The sequence below is a fragment of the Erysipelothrix larvae genome (assembly GCF_001545095.1).
GTDB lineage: Bacteria > Bacillota_I > Bacilli_A > Erysipelotrichales > Erysipelotrichaceae > Erysipelothrix > Erysipelothrix larvae.
In genome coordinates, this window is record NZ_CP013213.1 from 2093190 (window position 1) to 2110788 (window position 17599).

At 36.2% G+C, this 17599-nt stretch carries 29 protein-coding genes; 4 read left to right on the forward strand and 25 right to left on the reverse strand.

The window, feature by feature from the left end; translation table 11 throughout:
• Positions 1–2: 2 nt before the first annotated feature.
• The 18 genes from AOC36_RS09590 to AOC36_RS09675 all read right to left on the reverse strand — a co-directional run bounded on the left by AOC36_RS09590 (position 3) and on the right by AOC36_RS09675 (position 10898).
• Positions 3–1688: a terminase large subunit gene (locus AOC36_RS09590; protein WP_067633706.1), complete on the reverse strand. Its 1686-nt coding sequence runs from the start codon at positions 1686–1688 to the stop codon at positions 3–5.
• Entirely contained in the window at positions 1685–2071 is a 387-nt protein-coding gene (locus AOC36_RS09595) for a hypothetical protein (RefSeq protein WP_067633708.1), read from the reverse strand. The genes AOC36_RS09590 and AOC36_RS09595 overlap by 4 nt, the downstream gene beginning before the upstream one ends.
• Positions 2072–2194: 123 nt before the next feature.
• On the reverse strand, positions 2195–2560 hold the full coding sequence (locus AOC36_RS09600; protein WP_067633711.1) for an HNH endonuclease: 366 nt from the start codon (positions 2558–2560) through the stop codon (positions 2195–2197).
• Positions 2561–2605: 45 nt separating this feature from the next.
• Entirely contained in the window at positions 2606–3166 is a 561-nt protein-coding gene (locus tag AOC36_RS09605; protein WP_157777179.1) for a hypothetical protein, read from the reverse strand.
• Positions 3156–3566, reverse strand: coding sequence for a hypothetical protein (locus tag AOC36_RS09610; protein WP_067633716.1), 411 nt, complete (start codon positions 3564–3566; stop codon positions 3156–3158). The genes AOC36_RS09605 and AOC36_RS09610 overlap by 11 nt, the downstream gene beginning before the upstream one ends.
• Before the next feature lie 324 nt (positions 3567–3890).
• Positions 3891–4304 (reverse strand): hypothetical protein, encoded by a 414-nt coding sequence (locus AOC36_RS09615; RefSeq protein WP_067633718.1) that lies wholly within the window; start codon positions 4302–4304, stop codon positions 3891–3893.
• A gap of 92 nt (positions 4305–4396) precedes the next feature.
• A complete protein-coding gene (locus tag AOC36_RS09620) occupies positions 4397–4654 on the reverse strand; it encodes a hypothetical protein (RefSeq protein WP_067633721.1) in 258 nt (85 codons plus the stop codon).
• A gap of 25 nt (positions 4655–4679) precedes the next feature.
• Positions 4680–4931, reverse strand: a complete 252-nt coding sequence (locus AOC36_RS09625) for a hypothetical protein (RefSeq protein WP_067633724.1) — start codon at positions 4929–4931, stop codon at positions 4680–4682.
• Entirely contained in the window at positions 4931–5386 is a 456-nt protein-coding gene (locus AOC36_RS09630) for a hypothetical protein (RefSeq protein WP_067633726.1), read from the reverse strand. Before AOC36_RS09630 ends, AOC36_RS09625 begins: the two co-directional genes overlap by 1 nt.
• Positions 5383–5595, reverse strand: coding sequence for a hypothetical protein (locus AOC36_RS09635; protein ID WP_067633729.1), 213 nt, complete (start codon positions 5593–5595; stop codon positions 5383–5385). Before AOC36_RS09635 ends, AOC36_RS09630 begins: the two co-directional genes overlap by 4 nt.
• The gene (locus tag AOC36_RS09640; RefSeq protein WP_067633732.1) at positions 5592–5957 is read right to left on the reverse strand and encodes a hypothetical protein; all 366 of its coding nucleotides are present in this window, start codon (positions 5955–5957) and stop codon (positions 5592–5594) included. The genes AOC36_RS09635 and AOC36_RS09640 overlap by 4 nt, the downstream gene beginning before the upstream one ends.
• Before the next feature lie 12 nt (positions 5958–5969).
• Complete coding sequence (ssb, locus tag AOC36_RS09645) at positions 5970–6395, reverse strand: single-stranded DNA-binding protein (protein WP_067633735.1); 426 nt, start codon at positions 6393–6395, stop codon at positions 5970–5972.
• A 12-nt stretch (positions 6396–6407) separates the two neighbouring features.
• Positions 6408–7751 (reverse strand): PcfJ domain-containing protein, encoded by a 1344-nt coding sequence (locus AOC36_RS09650; protein ID WP_067633737.1) that lies wholly within the window; start codon positions 7749–7751, stop codon positions 6408–6410.
• Positions 7752–7753: 2 nt separating this feature from the next.
• Positions 7754–8098, reverse strand: a complete 345-nt coding sequence (locus tag AOC36_RS09655) for a Cas9 inhibitor AcrIIA9 family protein (protein WP_067633740.1) — start codon at positions 8096–8098, stop codon at positions 7754–7756.
• Positions 8091–9089 (reverse strand): ParB/RepB/Spo0J family partition protein, encoded by a 999-nt coding sequence (locus AOC36_RS09660; RefSeq protein WP_067633742.1) that lies wholly within the window; start codon positions 9087–9089, stop codon positions 8091–8093. Before AOC36_RS09660 ends, AOC36_RS09655 begins: the two co-directional genes overlap by 8 nt.
• A gap of 16 nt (positions 9090–9105) precedes the next feature.
• Entirely contained in the window at positions 9106–9900 is a 795-nt protein-coding gene (locus AOC36_RS09665) for an ATP-binding protein (RefSeq protein ID WP_067633744.1), read from the reverse strand.
• On the reverse strand, positions 9866–10558 hold the full coding sequence (locus tag AOC36_RS09670; RefSeq protein WP_067633746.1) for a helix-turn-helix domain-containing protein: 693 nt from the start codon (positions 10556–10558) through the stop codon (positions 9866–9868). Before AOC36_RS09670 ends, AOC36_RS09665 begins: the two co-directional genes overlap by 35 nt.
• Before the next feature lie 22 nt (positions 10559–10580).
• Positions 10581–10898: a hypothetical protein gene (locus AOC36_RS09675; RefSeq protein WP_067633749.1), complete on the reverse strand. Its 318-nt coding sequence runs from the start codon at positions 10896–10898 to the stop codon at positions 10581–10583.
• Positions 10899–11066: 168 nt separating this feature from the next.
• Here AOC36_RS09675 and AOC36_RS09680 point away from each other — a divergent pair, with 168 nt between their 5' ends.
• A complete protein-coding gene (locus AOC36_RS09680) occupies positions 11067–11531 on the forward strand; it encodes a hypothetical protein (protein ID WP_067633751.1) in 465 nt (154 codons plus the stop codon).
• 137 nt (positions 11532–11668) lie between these two features.
• Here the strand turns inward: AOC36_RS09680 and AOC36_RS09685 are convergent, their stop codons facing one another.
• From AOC36_RS09685 to AOC36_RS09705, 4 genes are all read right to left on the reverse strand, one after another.
• On the reverse strand, positions 11669–12589 hold the full coding sequence (locus AOC36_RS09685) for a tyrosine-type recombinase/integrase (protein ID WP_067633753.1): 921 nt from the start codon (positions 12587–12589) through the stop codon (positions 11669–11671).
• A 12-nt stretch (positions 12590–12601) separates the two neighbouring features.
• A complete protein-coding gene (locus tag AOC36_RS09690) occupies positions 12602–12856 on the reverse strand; it encodes a hypothetical protein (protein WP_067633756.1) in 255 nt (84 codons plus the stop codon).
• Positions 12846–13472: a hypothetical protein gene (locus AOC36_RS09695; RefSeq protein ID WP_067633759.1), complete on the reverse strand. Its 627-nt coding sequence runs from the start codon at positions 13470–13472 to the stop codon at positions 12846–12848. The genes AOC36_RS09690 and AOC36_RS09695 overlap by 11 nt, the downstream gene beginning before the upstream one ends.
• A gap of 192 nt (positions 13473–13664) precedes the next feature.
• A complete protein-coding gene (locus AOC36_RS09705; protein ID WP_067633764.1) occupies positions 13665–14375 on the reverse strand; it encodes a phage antirepressor KilAC domain-containing protein in 711 nt (236 codons plus the stop codon).
• Between the two features lie 89 nt (positions 14376–14464).
• Between AOC36_RS09705 and AOC36_RS09710 the strand changes: the two genes are divergently transcribed.
• On the forward strand, positions 14465–14653 hold the full coding sequence (locus tag AOC36_RS09710; RefSeq protein ID WP_067633766.1) for a hypothetical protein: 189 nt from the start codon (positions 14465–14467) through the stop codon (positions 14651–14653).
• Positions 14654–14668: 15 nt separating this feature from the next.
• Here AOC36_RS09710 and AOC36_RS12595 read toward each other — a convergent pair whose 3' ends face one another.
• The 3 genes from AOC36_RS12595 to AOC36_RS09720 all read right to left on the reverse strand — a co-directional run bounded on the left by AOC36_RS12595 (position 14669) and on the right by AOC36_RS09720 (position 15289).
• The gene (locus AOC36_RS12595; RefSeq protein WP_257721650.1) at positions 14669–14794 is read right to left on the reverse strand and encodes a hypothetical protein; all 126 of its coding nucleotides are present in this window, start codon (positions 14792–14794) and stop codon (positions 14669–14671) included.
• Positions 14791–15012, reverse strand: coding sequence for a hypothetical protein (locus AOC36_RS09715; RefSeq protein ID WP_067633769.1), 222 nt, complete (start codon positions 15010–15012; stop codon positions 14791–14793). The genes AOC36_RS12595 and AOC36_RS09715 overlap by 4 nt, the downstream gene beginning before the upstream one ends.
• A 64-nt stretch (positions 15013–15076) precedes the next feature.
• Entirely contained in the window at positions 15077–15289 is a 213-nt protein-coding gene (locus AOC36_RS09720) for a helix-turn-helix domain-containing protein (RefSeq protein WP_067633772.1), read from the reverse strand.
• Positions 15290–15441: 152 nt separating this feature from the next.
• Here AOC36_RS09720 and AOC36_RS09725 point away from each other — a divergent pair, with 152 nt between their 5' ends.
• A complete protein-coding gene (locus AOC36_RS09725; RefSeq protein WP_067633774.1) occupies positions 15442–15678 on the forward strand; it encodes a helix-turn-helix domain-containing protein in 237 nt (78 codons plus the stop codon).
• A gap of 115 nt (positions 15679–15793) precedes the next feature.
• Positions 15794–16900, forward strand: a complete 1107-nt coding sequence (locus AOC36_RS09730) for a site-specific integrase (RefSeq protein ID WP_067633777.1) — start codon at positions 15794–15796, stop codon at positions 16898–16900.
• The last annotated feature ends 699 nt before the right edge of the window (positions 16901–17599 follow it).

Below are 17599 nucleotides of genomic sequence, written 5' to 3' on the forward strand. Positions count from 1 at the left end.
TCCTATCTAATAAATCCTATATATTCACTTCTGTTACGCTCCATTGAAACGTACGCATTTAATGCAGATGCAAACCCATCAATCCGTTGTTTCGATGTTTTGATTTTCATTGGCATAATATTTCCGTTTTTATCTGGAATAACCTTAACGTTCATGCTACACCATTCAAAAATAGGGTTTTGATTATATACCAGTTTGCTCGATTTCATGTCGGCCGTTAGTTGATACATCGGTGCAGACAGCGTGTAAACACCTTGAATAACTTGATCCATAACGATATCACCAAATTGATCTTTCATTTCTTGCACAAGATAATTTGCTGAGTAACGGTCATAACCGATTCGATAATACATAAACCGATGTTTGCGTTGCATTTCAACAAACCATTCGAGTACATCCTTATGATTGACTCTGTTTCCCTGACACGTCCTTAAATAACCATCATTAATCCATTTTCGATAGGGCACAATTCCATCTGATTCTCTATCTTCCAATGAATCCTCCGGAATCCAATACATTTGATCCATGTACATTTTTTCATCACTATGTGACATAAATAAAATTGTGGCACATGTCATATCTATCGTCTCAGATAAGTCAAAACCACCAAATACATATTTAGGTTTAACCGCGAGCGGATTGTTTGGTTCATCCGCATAATATACGAATCTTTCATCGTTTTGAATGTCTTCCAAACTGAACCAACTTTCAGCACTCGTATCCGGAACATTACAATCTTTTGCTAAGAAGTTTCGAACAAGCTCAGGCTTTCGCAAGGCTTTTTTATGCTTTTCTCGAATCGTTTTCTCTTTTTTGATTGTACCTAACCCAGGATTTGCTTTTCGAATATTTTCAAAGTCTTTCCATTCGTCGCGTTTATCAAGCTCGTAAATAATATTCAATGTGTTTTCATCAATATCTTCGCCTTTTTCAAAAAAGTTTATTTGATTCTCAGCATCGGAATATAAACGGTCAAACACGACGCTTTTTTCCGTTCCTGCCGTTGTAGTTCCAAAAATCATCCAGTTCAAACGTGCTGACGTAGCATCAAGCATTACATCATACATGTTCATGTCTTTCCATGCTTCGATTTCGTCCAAAGTTGCTCCATGCACATTCAAACCATCGAGAGATTTTGAATCACGTCCCAAAGGTACGTATTTGCCTTCATTGAAAGCTGTAATAATTTCGGAGTGTTTAACTTTCGCGAATTTTTTCAAAGCAGAAGACTTGTTAATCATCTTCGTAGCTTCTTCCCAAATGATCTTGGCTTGTGCGTGTTTGGTTGCAACCGCATATACTTCAGGCCCAGGTTCCCCATCTGCGATGAGAAGGTATAAGCTGATTGCCGCTGCCAAGGTAGACTTTCCATTTTTACGTGCGACCATAAACATAACAAAACGATATTTACGAATGTTTGTGCCTCTATGTACGATACCGAACATCGCAGCAACTAATGCTTTTTGCCAAAGTTCAAGAATAAACGGTTTTCCACCAACTTCACCTTTTGAGTGCTTACAGAACGTTTGAATAAAATCAAGTGCGTGATTTGCTAGATCTTCGTTATATTCAAATTTTTTGGAAGTCAGTACATTTGTGATAATAAACCAATAGGTTATTCGCACCTTGCGCGGAACAATTTCTGTTCCGTCCAAAATCTTTTGATAATATTCATAAATTGGATTCATCGCGGTTTTCCTTTTTTCAAGAATGCACGCAATTCGTCGTTGTCTGATATATCTTCATTTTCCGGAAGCAAGTCCGTCAATTGTTTAATGATTTCTTTGTATTGTTTTAAGAAAGCATTGTATGTAGATATGTCTGGATTTTGTTTTGTGCCAAATTGATTTTTTCCATTTTGGTATTCAATGGTAGTTCCTTCATCATTAATTGCCTCCTGCAACTCATAAAGATGGACATAAAGAAAAGCTCCGTTTTCAATCAATCCTTCAGCAATTTTCTTTTTCTCAGGATTCATCGCTTTGTATGAGCTTTTGATTTTTCGTTTTGCTCGTGTAACTAGTTCATCCAATGTGAACGGCTCTCCGGTTTTTTTATTTATTTCACGCATTTTCGTTAATTCCTCCTTTCCGGACACCACACCCCCCTCGCGCGCGAGGTTGTGTGAATTTATACTCCCCACCGACGGTCCCCTTGGGAACGGAGTTTTTTTTAAATAGGGGGGTATCTTGCTTTAAATACTGCTCTTTTTCTTTGTTAATCGCCCATTTTCATCGAAGAACACATCGTTTGGGATTGCTTCTTTGCTCGAATTATGATGTTTATTATGACAATCTTGACATAATAATTCTAGATTGTTCCATCCTAATGATACGAATGGGTTTGATATATTACGCGGATTAAGTTCTTCAATGTGATGCACGATTCCGTAATATACTTCCTTACCTTCTTTACGAAGCTTAAGATACTGTGGATCATTACGTCTCCAACAAGCACGACCACAACGTTCGCATATTCCAAATTGTGACTCATAATATGCATCTCTGCATACTCTCCACTGTTTTGATTTATAAAAAGACTTCGCAAAGTCTTTTGCCATTGAATCACCTCCAATGATTGGGTAAAAGAAAAGAGCCGTTCGGCTCTATTTTATTGCTTCTATTGCTTTGAATAATTTATCAACGTTTGGGAATAGATAAATAAATAGCCATCCTAAAAACCCAAGAACAGTGATAAACGCTGTTGTTAAAATCCAATTTCTTAACCTTATTTCAGTATTTTCTAATTTAGTTTCTAAACTTTCTTTTGTAATCAATTTATCATCAATTTTTTCTAACAGGATAACAATACTATCAAGTCTTTTTTCAATATTCTCAAGTCTTTTTTCGTTAGAATCTTTGTATACATTAAAAGTCTCCTGACTTACATTGTTGCTCATATCATACCCTCCTACACTAGTGTCACTATTGTTTAATAGCGGATAATTTTCAGTAGTTTTCGGATCATTCAATTTTAATGATCCGGGATTCACATTTCCATGAATTAGCGAGGCAAATCCAATACCAATTGTAAGAAATAGAATTGAAGCATGAGACTTACCCTTTTGTAATGTTTTATTATCTGATAAATCTTGTATGATTTCTCTGTAGTGACTACCATTATTTTTATCAATGATTAGGGTTATTGAATTAGTCTCAATCTTCATATTTATAGATTTTATCAGCTTCAATAGTAAATCGAAGTTTATATACATCACCATCAATTGTTGCAATAATAGTGTGGATTCCCACTTTCATAAATGCAGTGTTTTTAACATCAAGATTTAAATTAAAGTTATCAAAATCTTGTCCAATAGGCGGGATTGTTTGAGGGGCTTGTCCGAATACACTATTACCTTCTGGATCTTCTATATTAAACCCAAATGATAACCCTTCTTTAAAAGTATACCCTGTCGTAACAAACATTACGTGAAATGATAAAGCCGAAGGTACAAACGGTAACCTAAAAGCTAAAACAGGTTGAACGAGTCTATTTGTTACTGCTCCATTTGGAGCTATTACTTGCTCATTTCCCTCTGCAATAATAATTTGACACATCTTTTCCATTAATCTTTTTCTCCTCATGACACCCATAATATATCACAAAAAGGAATAAAAATGTCACTTTTTGAGCGAGTTTTCCACATTTTTGATGAGTTTTCCACACTTATTTAGGGTGCAAAATTGCATTTCAGCCTTTATTTAGTGTGTTTTGGTCTTTTTACACCTACACCCCCACCCCCTAACACAATAAAACCCACCGTTGGGCTACAGTGAGTTTTATTTAGCATAAGGAGAAAACCTATGAATTTTTAGAAAAGGGCGGTCCCTCTTGGCCAAAAGACCACATTACCATAATATCACGGAAAATAGCGGACTGAGTGTCATCTTTCAAAAATTTTCAAGCATTTTATCTAGATCTCTCTTCAATTTACTAACGCTGCATAATGCCAGTGTTGCTACCTTTTCTATGTTCACATTGTTAACATACACCTCTGTCACAATCTTACGCTCTTCATAGGATAAACCGTCAAGGAACTGTGCAATATGATCCGTTCGGTGTTTGTACATTGCTAAACTATACTGATGCCGTTGCAGCTTCGTTAGCAAGTCCTGCTTACGTTCCTCAGGGCTTATAAAGCTTTTGCCTGGAGTTTTTGGAGCAGAAGGTGACCTAACACCTTCAAGCTCCGTTTCGATTTCCAATATCTTCCCTTCGAAGCCATGCACAACATTGAGCAGATACATGTAGTTTCTCAACTCATTCTTAGCATAGTTGATTTGTTGACGTTGTTCATCGGTCATCGGAATCACCTCTGGAGCCACCAATGATTATTGATAATACCAACATGCCAGTAAGCCCACCTAGAATGTACCCAAACAAGAATGGCCATAAATTACTCATGATCCTTTACCTCCAGTTCTATTTTCTTGTACTTAGTTTCTCTTTCCCCTCTTCTTTCACGAGCAGTCAAGGGTGATACAGGAAGGGAACGCATATATTCCCTTAGTCCTATGCCATACTTATTTTGATGAAGCTTATCCAACAATTCCATCCGTTCTGTTTGAGTATTAACTTGTAGTGCTTTCAAGCTTGGTAGATTATGTAACCAAGAGTTCTGACCATTACGTCTAACTTCAACAATTATCATCATTCATCTTTTCCCTTCTTACTTCGTGTCAAACTTCGTCAGATGCAGATACTGTTAATGTAGCATCACAAGGAATCCACCCTGAAGCAGAAAATATAGTAATGCTTTTTGATATAGGCACTTCTGTACTTAGTGACATCAATTTTAACTCCCCACGATCATCTTTGTGACAAAGATAGAATGCATCATCCTTCATGACAACTTGGCCAGCTTCAATTTCAGATAGATTGATTGTTTTTACTTCTTTGGTCTCTACGTTTAATTTAATTTTGTTCATCATTATTTTCCTTCTCCTTTTTTAGGTGTTACATTTGTTACTTCAATCTCTTCACACATATCTCTTAGCACTGGTGATATCTTCTCGATTTCAGATCGTGTGAATTTAGTTTGGAAATCGACACTCTCCAACGGACCTAAGAAAATGTATTCATCTTCGCTTTTACGATAATTTAAGCATCCGTTTCCAATCGCTTTTGCAACGGTTGTATCTTTGACTATCAACCAATACTTAGACGCTTCACGTTCCCATACAGTTATCCATTCTACAGGTTTTCCATGTTCGCTAGTTGGTCTTCGAATCTCCATAATGTCATAGGACTCATGAGTGGTGTGAGTTAAGTCTTTGTTGTAAAACTTTTTACGGTTTTGAGTTATATCTTCACCGACACAAAGGTCATATTCTCTTCTTCTTTTGACTATATACCCCACTTGCAACAATTCTCTTAAATCATTCATTCTTCATGCTCCTTTATCAGTTCCAAGTCGTCTTCGTAAAACCACCAATTGTTATTGTTGTCTTGTAGATACCCATCATGCCCATCTTTTATATCTTCCGAATGAACGAGATAAGGTGCAGTCTCTCTCTTAATCGCAACAATCGTACCGATACCCTTTTGCTCCCCATCGTCAAACCTAACCTTATCCCCAATTTTTAACAATTTCATTCTTCTTGCTCCTTAATGATTTCTTTTGATTCTGTGTATCTTTCGTCCGTTTCTAGTGACGATAAGAACTCTTTGATGCGTTCGTATTTCTGTTCTTTTTCCAATAACGATTCAAGGTAATCTTTCTTAATCACAGTTACGCTCATTGAATGAACAGTTTGACGCTGTTTGGGAATGTGCACAGGTTCATAAACATTGATTAAACGTAAGTTGTTTTCCAGTTCTTTTACAATCTCACATCTAAGCGAATGTATCGTTTGTTCATGTAAGGCTCTCATATTTAATACAGAATCTTTATAGACTTCGTCAGCAATACCAACCGCTGCATATAGTGTTTCGTAGTCTTTTTTCTCAAATGTCATATTCATCCTCCTTTAAAATGGTAAATCATCTGATGTGATGTCGATAATTGGTCCTTCATGTTGTTCATAATTTGGATAATGTGTTTCAGGCTCTGGTTGTGATTGTGTATTTCTTCTGTTTTCCGCATAGTCCAACGCTTGGACTTCATCAGTGACTACTTCAGTCACATATACCGTTCTACCACTTGCATCTTCATAGGTTCTGCTTTGAAGCTTCCCAACAATTCCGAGCAATCTACCTTTCCCAATGTAGTTTGCTAGAAAATCTGCTTGACTGTTCCAAGCTACACAGTTAATAAAGTCAGCCTGGTCTTTGTCATTTCCATATTTCTTCCTATTAACCGCAAGCGTGAACGATACTACCGATTTCCCTGTTGGTGTCTTTTTAAGGGTTGGATCTTTGGTGATTCTCCCTACTAATATTGATTTGTTTATCATTTTTAATTCCTCCTAGAAATGATATTCTATTTTATTTTTCTTGCTCCAATTAACCAAGAATTCTTGCACCTCTTTTGGGGCCGGACAATTGTTTTTCCCTCGTGCTTGGGTTATTCTTTTCCCCATTACTTCAACCGTTATATACGGTTCATTTGGTGTGTCCTTTTTTCGAACGAATAATATTTCAGCCGTTCCATCCGCAACTTTATCTACATATGACTTGACGCAATGTTTGAGAAACTTAGATTCATTAATTAATTCAAAGGGTTCCTGAGCAGGTCGAATCAATAATCCATCACGTTCCAATATGTGTGCTTTATTCATTTCGAAATGAATTTTAAATCCCTCTGCATACTTTTCTAGTTCCACTTCATTTAAATTTTTATATGCATCATCATGAGCGCGGTGTAGATCAGGTGGGTATAAAACTCTATTTCTGTAAAGCTCATATCCCAACTTTTTTGCGAACCGTAAATAATCGTTGTAAATAGAGACTTCATAGTCATTTGCAACTATGTATGACAACGTTTTTTTATTCAATACCGTAATGTGTTCACTTAAATATTTGTACTTGCCGTTATGAAATTCTTCAAATAATTTAGTTTCTTCGCAACTCAATTTCTTTTGTTTGATGAAATCAATGTTTTTTCTTAAAAATTGTAGTGATACCCCAGCTTCTAAGAAGCAAAAGTCTTGCCTTGAAATACCTAATATCTCTGGAAGAGTCGATTTGCTCCACCTCATAATTTTTGTTTCGTCTAATAAATGGTTCAAACCTTTTTTTACCAGGACTTCTAAGATTGGAATCTTGTCATATTTGTGTAGGTAATAAAATAATGTATCGGGATAATGATCTGTTCTGTCATACACATATTCTGCAGCACTATATTTGTGACAACTTTGGTTAAGAATTGGCAAATAATCATTGAGAGTTTTCCACGTAATCTGTGTACCGATGTAATAACCACAACTTGCACCTGGTACATATTTATGAAGGTTCACTTTTTTCCACTTTAGACTCCCTGTGTCACTGTTGAAGCTGAATGCTGTATTCGGAAATGTTCCGCTCATTCCTGCGATGATTCCGCTTATTATTTTTTTATTTGAGCCTGCTAGATATCTAGTTATTTCCCTTGCTTCACGATAAATTTGTTTATTGATGCATCCTTCTTCGAGATAGAAGAGACGGCAAATTAACCGCCCTCTCCAAATCTCATAAACCTCAAAGATAGTTTTTTTATGAATGCGTTTCTTTCTGCTCGAGCCATACGTTTCTTCTTCCATCCAATATTTTCTAAATGAATTTGCTGTGTATTCCTTTAATTTGAGAGTCGCTAACTTATCTAATAGATCCATAATTAGAAATCAAACACATCTTCATCTTCGTCCGGAAGCACCAACTCTTCTGTTTTTTGCATTGATGTGTCTTTTCCTTTCTTAGGTTCGAAGTCTAGCAAATCCTCATCGTAATAATGTTGGGCCCACCCAAATACCGTTTCATCTTCAACCATTGCTGCTCCATTCTGTGAGACTTTCTTAGCCTCAGATGTAACGAATTTATACATACCCTCTAAGGATTTGTTTGGCTTGTCTAGAGATTCTGATACGCTAGAATCCTTCATTGCGTTATCAAGTAAATGTTGTGCAATCCGTACAATACTAGGATGTGTTTCTTTTTCTAAATCAAGTTGGATCTTAAGCATTTTTAATCAACTCCTTCTCATCGTCACTGACTGGATATTCAAACACTTCCAAGTAGCTGTATAATTTCCCTAAGTCATTGTTTCTTTCGAGAAGTGAATATGCTCCTACAACTAGATAATTTGAACGGTTCTTAAGCATCCTTTCCTTCGCGCCCTCATTACTTAACTTGTGAGGGTTAGTTAATTCATTAAAAATATTTGAGTCATTTTTGTAATTTCCATCTATAAATGATTCGTTAATTACTCCAACTGCTGTTGCAACCTGATTTGGAGTGATTTTATTTTTGAACACTTCCGACACAAATTTTTTGCGCAATCCTCTAGCGATAACACGCATTTCAATTGTTTTTGTTTCTTCTTGTTCAATACTAGTGTCGTTTTGAGTTTCAACTTCTGCTTTTTCAACTTCAGTTGCTGATGCTTCTTGTTTTGTTTTTGCCTTTTCAACTTCCATCCTAAAATTATTTGTACCGATATGTTTTAATAGAGAGTTTCTAACATCGATATCTTCAATCTCTTCTAGAGCGATATAATCATCAATTGTACCTTGCGATTGACGAACCAAATCTTGATCAAGTTCTAGCATCTTCAATCTGCGTTTAACCGTTTTCTTGCTGAAGCCAGTTTTCTTAGAAATATCAGCCTCAGACATTCCGAGATCAAGACATTGTTGGATGCCCTGCGCCTGTTCATAAGGTGTCAGGTCGCTCCTTTGCATATTTTCCAAGAGCATTGTCGAATATTGAGTTTTCTCATCCATATCCACGATTGCACATGGCACAGTTTCAAGTCCTGCTAAGATTGCAGCTGCTAAACGTCTGTGACCGATGATTACTTTATAAACACCAGCAGTCGATGCATTTACAACAGTTAAGTTTTGAAATATTCCATTTTCTCGAATGCTATCTGCTAATTCGGTTAAATCTCCCATATCATTTCGTGGGTTTCCTGGATGTGGTACCAATTTATATGTTTCAATTTGCGTGATCATTTGTTTTCTCCTTTTTCTACTTATCTAGTAGTCTGTAATTTCTTTTTTCGTCGTAAACCAACTCAACATAGTATCCTTTTGACATTTCTTTGATACGGCCAATTACTGCTGAGTTTAATTCTTTAAAATCATGAAATCCCAATTCTGTTGAGAGGATTGTTGTTAATCTTTTGTTATAACGGTAGTTCAATATTTCAAATGCAGCCTTCACTTCAAAATCGGATAATTTATCGAACCCTCTTCCTGTTTTGAATAGGTCATCGATGTATAAGACTTCGCAATTTTTCATTCGATACATGAAACTTCGATAATAATCTGTGTCGTACCGAACCTCGTTCAATTTATCAACCCAGAGCATGTATTCAACGTCACAGCCGAGTTTTATAAGCTCAACTGCTATAGCAGTGCATAAATGTGATTTTCCTGCTCCAGACTGTCCTAACATAGAAAACCATTTGCCTTGATAATCGCTTGTGAACTGCAATGCGATTTTTTTCATTTTTGCCTGGAACGGTTCCTTTGTCGTGAATGCATCGAATGTATACCGTTCAGCAACGCTATCTAATCCACTGGCTTTAAGCCTGCGCATCGCTCTAATACGATTCCCTTCTGGTGTTCTTAGGTGATATTCATACCCAATCTCATCTTCAAAAGTGATGTAGGTTGGATCATCATCCTCTGTTGCATCGTGATGTCTAAGTTTCATCCCATCTGGAAGATATTTGAGCGCACGTTGTCTAGCAATCTCAATTTTTCTTAAATCTTCGTCAGTGAGCTTAAAATGCTTCACTTGAGTGTTTATCTTTTTCATTTACGCTCCAATCTTCATCTTCCCATCTTCTTTCATTCAAGTAAGTGGTTGGCATAGGAATGTATTTTCCGTTTTCCTTTAGCCATTGTTCCGATTTTTTTCTCTTTCTGACATCTAGTATGATTTGGTTGAATACACTCGGTTCCTGTTTTAGAATCTTTTTTAGCTTCTCAAATGCATTCTTCCTTTTTTCTTTTCTAGGATACTCACTCCAAAACTCATTCATATGACCTGTAAAGTCTTGTTTTTCGACTTTAGTATTATTATTAATACTTGTATTATTGTAATTACTTGTATTATTCTCCTTAGCATTTCTGCTAATAGGGGTGTTCGCATTTCTGCTAATACCCCCTAAGCAATCCTGCGTATACGTATTAGCAATTCTGATAATACGTTTCTCTATCTGTTTTTTGTTTTGCTTGTAGATCATTACAACATCGATATAGCCATATTTCTTTAAATTTGCTATGCGCCTAGAGATGGTTGTGATGTGTACGTCATACAAATTTGCAAAGTATTCGTTAGTTGCCCAACATTCACCACTTGATTGTGTCAGAGCTGTGATTTCCGAATACAATAACTTCTCACTATCCGTTAATCTATTGTCATATCTGACGTCTGCAGGTGTTACAGAGTAATAACTTGGATTGTCTACCATATAATTTCCTCCTAAAACTATTTCAATTCCACTTACACCAAGGCTGATTGAAATTATCATCATACCAATACCTTTTAATAACGTTCTCTTGATGTTTTCTAAAGCTATGATATCTCTCGTATTTATTCAAGAACACATAACCCCAAAACTCGTTCTCGATTCCGTATAAACTCGTGCTGTTAGTGCATATGTTTTGTCCGTTGCAAGTCAAGTATTCTCGATTGTTTTCAAAGTCAATTACATAATCTACTTTGATACCGATTTGATCGCCAATTGGCTTTAATCGTTCAATCACTTCATTGCGTTTTTTTTCATAATATTCTTTGTCTTTGACGTCCATTTTAGACTCCTTTTCTGTGACAGATAACCTGTATATTATTTTGAAATTCTTTTATTGCATTTCGTCCACTTATAAGTGGGTGTGAGTGTATTTTTCTAAAATCATACTTATTAGGTTTTTTGATACCTAGAAGTGTGGTATATTTATTTAGGAAACGAGGTATTTTTTATGTTCTTAATTGCAGCCGAATCTTCAAACTTTGACTCCACCATTACCATTTCAATCGTGTTGGCAATTGTTGCATTGTTTGCACCATCTGTTACTGCCTTTATAAATAACAGACATCTTGCACTTATGAAAAGGATAGAATTACAAACACAAATTAGGTCAGACATAATAGATGTAAAGAGAGGATTATATCTGGAGTATATGGAAACATTAGCGGATTATATTGTGACTTTAAATTCCTCTAGTGGAAACTATGCAGCTAAAATCGAATACAAGAAGCTATATGGACGTGTATTGATATTAGCTGAACCTAATTCAATAAGAACATTAAGAGTAATTGATGAAATAGTTGAAAGGCCAGGAGCTCTTTCTAGTCCAGAAAGGAATGAAAAAGCGGTGTTGCTAAACGAGAAAATCTCTGAAATTGCTGAATGTTTAAGAGATGAATTAAACTTAATTAAGTAAAATGAATAGAGTTGAAACGACCAATGCGTAATATGGAAACCAAGGCATTGTATTGTTTTTGTCTATTTTTTTTGTAACGAGTATTGATATTAAAGCGCAGTACGTTACTATTAATGATGCATTCATAAGTTACCCTCCTAAACCATCTTCTCGATGGCCTTTCTGTAATCCTGGCTTGTTCCACGAGTGTAAATCTGTGTGGTTTGTATCGATTCATGGCCCATGATATCTGCTAACTGAGTGATGGATGCATTACCATTAACCTGGACGAATCTAAATCCGAAATAGTGCCTTAATGCGTGAGGATGCACTTTGCTTTTGTTGATCTTGCAACAACCAGCAATACGCTTTAAACCAGCGTATATATCGTCATAACTTAGAGATAGTATCGGACCTGATTCTATCTTTTTTTCTTTTGCATATTTTCTCAGGTCTCTGGCCAACTCTTGCGGCATCGGAACAGTCCGCCATTTTCCTTTGTTGTTGACTTCAACCGATAATTTCCTTGTCTTGATATTCTCAACAGTGATAAACTCTCGTTCTGCGACTCTCAGGCCCATTTCCGACATGATGCGAATAATGAAATACATCTGCATATTTACCTTTTTGGCCCTGTTTCTTAATCGGACCACTTCATGGTCGTACAAGCGGTCATCTAGTACGTTCACGGTCTGCTGTTTAGTCTTAGCAACTGTTAGGTTGCCCAAGTCACAAAAATGCAAGAAACGGTTGATTGTGGTTATATAGTTGTTGATGGTCGATACCTTGGTATACTTCTTTTGAAGGTCTTCCTTGAATTTAATAACATCTTGCTTTTCGAGTGGATCATCATCCTTTGTATACGTTTCAACAAACCACTTTGCATTGCGGTAGTATTTGTCACGCGATTTTTCAGCAAACTCCGCATTCACAAGGGCCTTATGATACAATTCAAGATATCTTTCAAAATCTTCTATATACAGTTCACGCTCTTCACTCAATTTTTCATCAATGATGCGCCTTTGGTCTAATAAAAACTGACGATTTGATTCCTTATTAAGATTTTTCGGTTTTCCCATGCAACCACTCCTTTACTCTTTTTTCTTGACATCAAATAAAATTTCCATGAGACGGATTCCTTTGTCCGTGAGTTGATAGCAGGTTGATGTATCAGGACAAGTAAATTTTCGAGCAAATCCCCACTCTACTAATTCATCCCAACTATCACTTCCGTCAGCATCTAACTCAAACGAGTTCCGATACATCATTGGAAGGCCTTGTATAGTTCCAATTCCCACACACTGCTTCATGTCCTGCAGTTGATCAAACGTAAATCTAATCTCCATAACGTATCTCCTTTATTGGCCCTTCATATAGAAGATTGAAGTTGCCATCATCAAGAATGTTTGGGTACACCTTATTAGCATCAACTAGAAATTCCAGCATTGAACCGTCGTCACTTGTGCATCCTTGATGCTTGATATCAGCAATTCTTATGCGCAGTGTGACGTTTTCTAGTACGATTGTTAAGTCAGTGCCGATAGGGCCATATTCTTTACTCATAGCCACTAGAAATCGTCCATCCTGGACAAGTATTCCATGAGTGCTGATTGAGAAACCTTTTTGCAGCAAAGCGAATTGATTGCTAGTTTCGTCAGTTATTTCTCGATAGTCCATGAACGATTTAAACGTTGAATTTGGCGCGCATACAGAGATGTTTGAGCCTAACTTTGATAAATACTCAACTTCTGCTAAATCACGCTCTAAAGCGTTCTGTTCGCTTTTAGCAACCTCGATAAGTTGTTGACTCTTTTCAAGTGATGCATCCACTTCCATTTGCAATTTGATGTTGTTTTGTTGTAAAATGAATATGAACAAAAGCATTAAAACCGCAATTGTTGAGAACACCGTATAGCCTGCAAGCATGAGTGTTCTTTTTTTTATTACCTTACTAGATTTCATTGCCAATCCTCCTGGGTACCTTGATAAATGAATCTCTAAAACTTTGTTGATCTAATCTATACGATTTTCCATTAAATTCAATGTAAGCCCTGTGCAGCGCTTCAAACTTTAATATGACAATTTCACCCTCAATGATTAAATAGGGGTTTCCTTGGCCGTCCAAGACACTTACATGTTCTTGTGCTTCGTATTTCATTTCGCATCATGTCCTTCTGTTACGATTTTCCTAATATATGCTAAACCCTTTTGATAAACCAACGTCTTAAAGTTAATTCTCACTTCTCCGTCAGGTGTCGTGTATTTTGTTTCAATCACTCTAAAATGACGAGAATCACAGTATTTTTGATAAGGAAGGTTGTTTTTCATCAGGATTCCCTTATCCCTTAGTAATTCAAATAATTTGTTCCGCCCTAATCCTGGAATATTTAATGTTTTAGCAACCTTTCCCATTTCAATTGCATCTTTGCTTGATGCGACTTGATCAAAGAATTCAACTTTTGGTTGCATCTCTTTCATTTCGATTTCTAGAGTGCTTAGTTCTTTCTTTGCAAACTCTAAAGCTCTGGCCATGATTTTCTCTGGTGTGTTCCATGATTTTTCAACTTCAATGAAATATTTGCGTGCTTGCATTCCTTTATCGTTACGTTGAAGCATGGAAATTTGTTTTGCGCAGTCTATGGTTAGTTGATAGTCTTGAATTTCTCTTTTGACCTCACGATTTCCTTCGGTTCGAACCTGCTCTTTTTTGAGCGGGTTGAAATCCTCGCCTCCAACAAAACCGTATTCGATCATTCTAGGGAACCAATCCTTAAACTGCGTTCCAATTTCTAAGAAGAAATGCAACTCTCTTGCGCTGACTGTAATTCTGTTATTTGTTGCTTCAATTGGTATTAAATTACTCATAGTAATTTCCTTTCTTTTATAAGAAAATAATGTTATCTATTTTCAATTTGTTATATGGTAATCTTCCCCTATAGAAAGGGGGTGTAGAAATGGGAAAATCTTTCGAAGATTTTATCGAATGGCTTGAGTCTAGCGGGAAAAAAGCGGAATTCGATAATGTATTAAGCGATTCGACAGACAGTCAAGGTAATGTAGAACTAACAAATGACTTGATGATCGGATTACATAGTTTGCCACTAGAATATGTTCGCGCATACCACGAATGGCTAAACAAATAAAACGGAGGCACCTATTTAGGTGTTTTCTTTTTCGAACACAATTACATTTGGATAGTCTTGATTGGTAGTAAGTATCACTTTTGCTTTAAGTTTCTCTTCGACTAAAGCCCATAAGATAATCTTTCTAATTAGTTTTTTCATTTCGCTCTCCTCTTCTTTCTACGCCATTCGTGGAATAACTCCTGTGGTACCCTGTTTTCAAACATTTCATATTGATACGTTTCAAGTTCATAATCTTTTACGTAGCTAAATATCTCTTTAGATTTGGGGATGCCACACTGCATGTAGTTGCGTATGTCTGTTACATATATGTAGCGCTTAGGATTTCCTTTGCTATTTAAGATTAGTTCTTGAGTCATGTTTATTCTCCTTTCTTTCAGTAATATGCTTTAATAGCATATTTATATTTAAAAAAATTATGTTTTACTCATACCCAATACATTTCTTAATTAATTCTAAAGGTGGATTAAACTTAATTATCAGATTTCGCAAGTCATCCAGGCTAAACGAATATTCACCGCTCACTTTACGTGAATAAACACTTTGAGACATATCTATCTCCCTAGCCATAGCTGTCATCGACAGATTATTTTCTTCTCGAATCATTTCGAAGACATCAACAATTCTATTTTCCATTTTGCTCTCCTTTCAACAGCGATATGCTGTAATCACATATTATGCTAAAATCACATATCTGTCAATAGAAAAATGTGAAAATAGCATATTTTCCTTTACTTTCCGTTATAAATATACTAAAATATGCGTATACAGCATAAAGGGGTGAATATATGAGCAAGGTTAGTGAATTAGTTAAAGAGGCGAGGATTAATGCCGGACTAACACAGATTGAAGTTGTAGATCAGTTAAGTAGTATCGGAATAAAAATCACACAGTCAAAACTTTCTAGAATAGAAAGCGGAACATACAAAATGCCTACGGAATGGTTGTTGCCATTTGCAAAGATATACGGCATTAATCCGCTTAACCTTTTTTTGACAGATAGTGAGATTAATAATTTAAAGTGAAGTGATTATTATATAAAAAACCCCTGCGCAAACAGAGGTGAATGAGTACAGATTAAACTACTGCTAGGTGGTTTTTCTGTACTCCAATTATATCATATATAAAGGAGTGATTAAAGTGGCAGTATATGAAGATAAAAAGCGTGGCACATGGTACTTTGATATACAGTATCGTGACTCTACTGGGAAAGGAAAGAGTCTAAAACGCAGAGGCTTCAAAACCGAAGGGATTGCCGAAAGAGCAGAACGGAAGATGCTAAGAGATATCAAAAAAGAAGACCTACCTAAAAGCACACGATCCATGCGGGATATAGGATTAGAGATGATTGAAGAAAAATCTGTCGACATTCTCCCAGAAACGAAAGACCAACGTATCCAGCAAATTAATGATTACATGCCAGATAAACCTATTGGCGGCATTACTTCAGCAAAGGCTGTAAAATGGCGCAACGATCTAGACGAACTTAAATTGCAAAATGGAAAACCCCTAAGTGTTACTTATAAGAACAGAATGATACATATGTTCAAAGCTATCATTAAGTATGCTATTGCATATGATTACATCCAAATAGATCCCACTTTGCGGATGAACTTATATAAGAAAACATCAAGAGATAATCTCAACTATAATGTTCCTGCTCCTGAAACCTTTTTTGAGGCCTACCACAAGCTGAAAGAAAAGACACCTAATAATGTTTGGTTTAAAATGACAGTCCTAATAGCGTACACCTGTGGACTTAGTAGGGCAGAAATTAAAGGTCTATCCGGTAAACATTTCAACAATAAGCAACTACGAATCATTGACACGATATCCGGAAAAGATAAGCGCGATCGCAATAAAAAAGGTCCTACTAAGAGGCCATCTAGAAACAGAACTGTAAATGTAGACACATACACCAATGATGAGCTTTTAAGGCTGAAAGAAATCCTGGTAAAATGGGAATTGTATGATGACGATAAACTATTAATAGGATATGATTCTGCTTTCCCAAACAATACAATTCAGAACAACTTCAAAGGGATGAACCTAGGATGTAGGTTCCACGATTTAAGACACGCGCACACCACCTATCTCATTGAGAATGGCGTTCCAATAAATTTAGTAGCTAAAAGACTTGGTCACGCAAGCGTTGTCACTACATTAAATGTGTACACTCATGCTATGTCAGACACTGAAGAAGAAGCGTTGAAAGTGTTAGAAGAAATTGTGTCTAAAAATCTATAGCGTGGGTATACAATGGGTATACATTTTTAAAAACTGTATAAAATAGCATGCCTATAATGCTCAAAAAGCCACTAAATACGATACTATTCAACAATAAATAACGTTTAATACAATCTCGGTGGCGGCACCAGTAGTCTTCAAACCCACTAAAGAGTGGGTTTTTTAATACCCTAAAACACTGTGGCGATACAGTGGCGATACAAAATGCTTTCTATAATAAGAAGATTTTTATTTTCCTATCATAAACCCTCAGCTACTGCAAGGGTTTTTATTATTGTGTGTAAAGAGGGATCGGTTAAAGGCTCGCACTATGAAGAAATCAACACCTATCAAACTGGAATCAAATCTCAAAGATTTACTAAAAAAGCGTAATTGCATACGTGCTATCAAAAGCAAGAGGGATCGGCAAGACTACAATGCATGCTTAAATGGTGTCTCAAAGCATTAAAATTGTAATAAAAAAATCGTGCCCATCAAAAGAGATAGACATTATGAGCGTTATGGTTAAATTATGAAATTCCCACCATGCGATCAATTATAAAATAGATGGTAGACATCATCAAAAAGACCGGAGAATAAAAGATTGTGAGATTGCCCAACGGACAGGCCATAGCGCGGAAACGTTAAACGCCCATTACAAACACATCTTCGACGAACAGCAATAATTGAAAAATGATAAACTAGATAAAATATAACCGA

Bases quoted from the DNA above. Each gene is read 5' to 3' on its own strand.
- AOC36_RS09590 (WP_067633706.1), bottom strand. From the start codon at position 1,688: ATGAATCCAATTTATGAATATTATCAAAAGATTTTGGACGGAACAGAA.
- AOC36_RS09595 (WP_067633708.1), bottom strand. From the start codon at position 2,071: ATGCGTGAAATAAATAAAAAAACCGGAGAGCCGTTCACATTGGATGAA.
- AOC36_RS09600 (WP_067633711.1), bottom strand. From the start codon at position 2,560: ATGGCAAAAGACTTTGCGAAGTCTTTTTATAAATCAAAACAGTGGAGA.
- AOC36_RS09605 (WP_157777179.1), bottom strand. From the start codon at position 3,166: ATGAAGATTGAGACTAATTCAATAACCCTAATCATTGATAAAAATAAT.
- AOC36_RS09610 (WP_067633716.1), bottom strand. From the start codon at position 3,566: ATGGAAAAGATGTGTCAAATTATTATTGCAGAGGGAAATGAGCAAGTA.
- AOC36_RS09615 (WP_067633718.1), bottom strand. From the start codon at position 4,304: ATGACCGATGAACAACGTCAACAAATCAACTATGCTAAGAATGAGTTG.
- AOC36_RS09620 (WP_067633721.1), bottom strand. From the start codon at position 4,654: ATGATGATAATTGTTGAAGTTAGACGTAATGGTCAGAACTCTTGGTTA.
- AOC36_RS09625 (WP_067633724.1), bottom strand. From the start codon at position 4,931: ATGATGAACAAAATTAAATTAAACGTAGAGACCAAAGAAGTAAAAACA.
- AOC36_RS09630 (WP_067633726.1), bottom strand. From the start codon at position 5,386: ATGAATGATTTAAGAGAATTGTTGCAAGTGGGGTATATAGTCAAAAGA.
- AOC36_RS09635 (WP_067633729.1), bottom strand. From the start codon at position 5,595: ATGAAATTGTTAAAAATTGGGGATAAGGTTAGGTTTGACGATGGGGAG.
- AOC36_RS09640 (WP_067633732.1), bottom strand. From the start codon at position 5,957: ATGACATTTGAGAAAAAAGACTACGAAACACTATATGCAGCGGTTGGT.
- ssb (WP_067633735.1), bottom strand. From the start codon at position 6,395: ATGATAAACAAATCAATATTAGTAGGGAGAATCACCAAAGATCCAACC.
- AOC36_RS09650 (WP_067633737.1), bottom strand. From the start codon at position 7,751: ATGGATCTATTAGATAAGTTAGCGACTCTCAAATTAAAGGAATACACA.
- AOC36_RS09655 (WP_067633740.1), bottom strand. From the start codon at position 8,098: ATGCTTAAGATCCAACTTGATTTAGAAAAAGAAACACATCCTAGTATT.
- AOC36_RS09660 (WP_067633742.1), bottom strand. From the start codon at position 9,089: ATGATCACGCAAATTGAAACATATAAATTGGTACCACATCCAGGAAAC.
- AOC36_RS09665 (WP_067633744.1), bottom strand. From the start codon at position 9,900: ATGAAAAAGATAAACACTCAAGTGAAGCATTTTAAGCTCACTGACGAA.
- AOC36_RS09670 (WP_067633746.1), bottom strand. From the start codon at position 10,558: ATGGTAGACAATCCAAGTTATTACTCTGTAACACCTGCAGACGTCAGA.
- AOC36_RS09675 (WP_067633749.1), bottom strand. From the start codon at position 10,898: ATGGACGTCAAAGACAAAGAATATTATGAAAAAAAACGCAATGAAGTG.
- AOC36_RS09680 (WP_067633751.1), top strand. From the start codon at position 11,067: ATGTTCTTAATTGCAGCCGAATCTTCAAACTTTGACTCCACCATTACC.
- AOC36_RS09685 (WP_067633753.1), bottom strand. From the start codon at position 12,589: ATGGGAAAACCGAAAAATCTTAATAAGGAATCAAATCGTCAGTTTTTA.
- AOC36_RS09690 (WP_067633756.1), bottom strand. From the start codon at position 12,856: ATGGAGATTAGATTTACGTTTGATCAACTGCAGGACATGAAGCAGTGT.
- AOC36_RS09695 (WP_067633759.1), bottom strand. From the start codon at position 13,472: ATGAAATCTAGTAAGGTAATAAAAAAAAGAACACTCATGCTTGCAGGC.
- AOC36_RS09705 (WP_067633764.1), bottom strand. From the start codon at position 14,375: ATGAGTAATTTAATACCAATTGAAGCAACAAATAACAGAATTACAGTC.
- AOC36_RS09710 (WP_067633766.1), top strand. From the start codon at position 14,465: ATGGGAAAATCTTTCGAAGATTTTATCGAATGGCTTGAGTCTAGCGGG.
- AOC36_RS12595 (WP_257721650.1), bottom strand. From the start codon at position 14,794: ATGAAAAAACTAATTAGAAAGATTATCTTATGGGCTTTAGTCGAAGAG.
- AOC36_RS09715 (WP_067633769.1), bottom strand. From the start codon at position 15,012: ATGACTCAAGAACTAATCTTAAATAGCAAAGGAAATCCTAAGCGCTAC.
- AOC36_RS09720 (WP_067633772.1), bottom strand. From the start codon at position 15,289: ATGGAAAATAGAATTGTTGATGTCTTCGAAATGATTCGAGAAGAAAAT.
- AOC36_RS09725 (WP_067633774.1), top strand. From the start codon at position 15,442: ATGAGCAAGGTTAGTGAATTAGTTAAAGAGGCGAGGATTAATGCCGGA.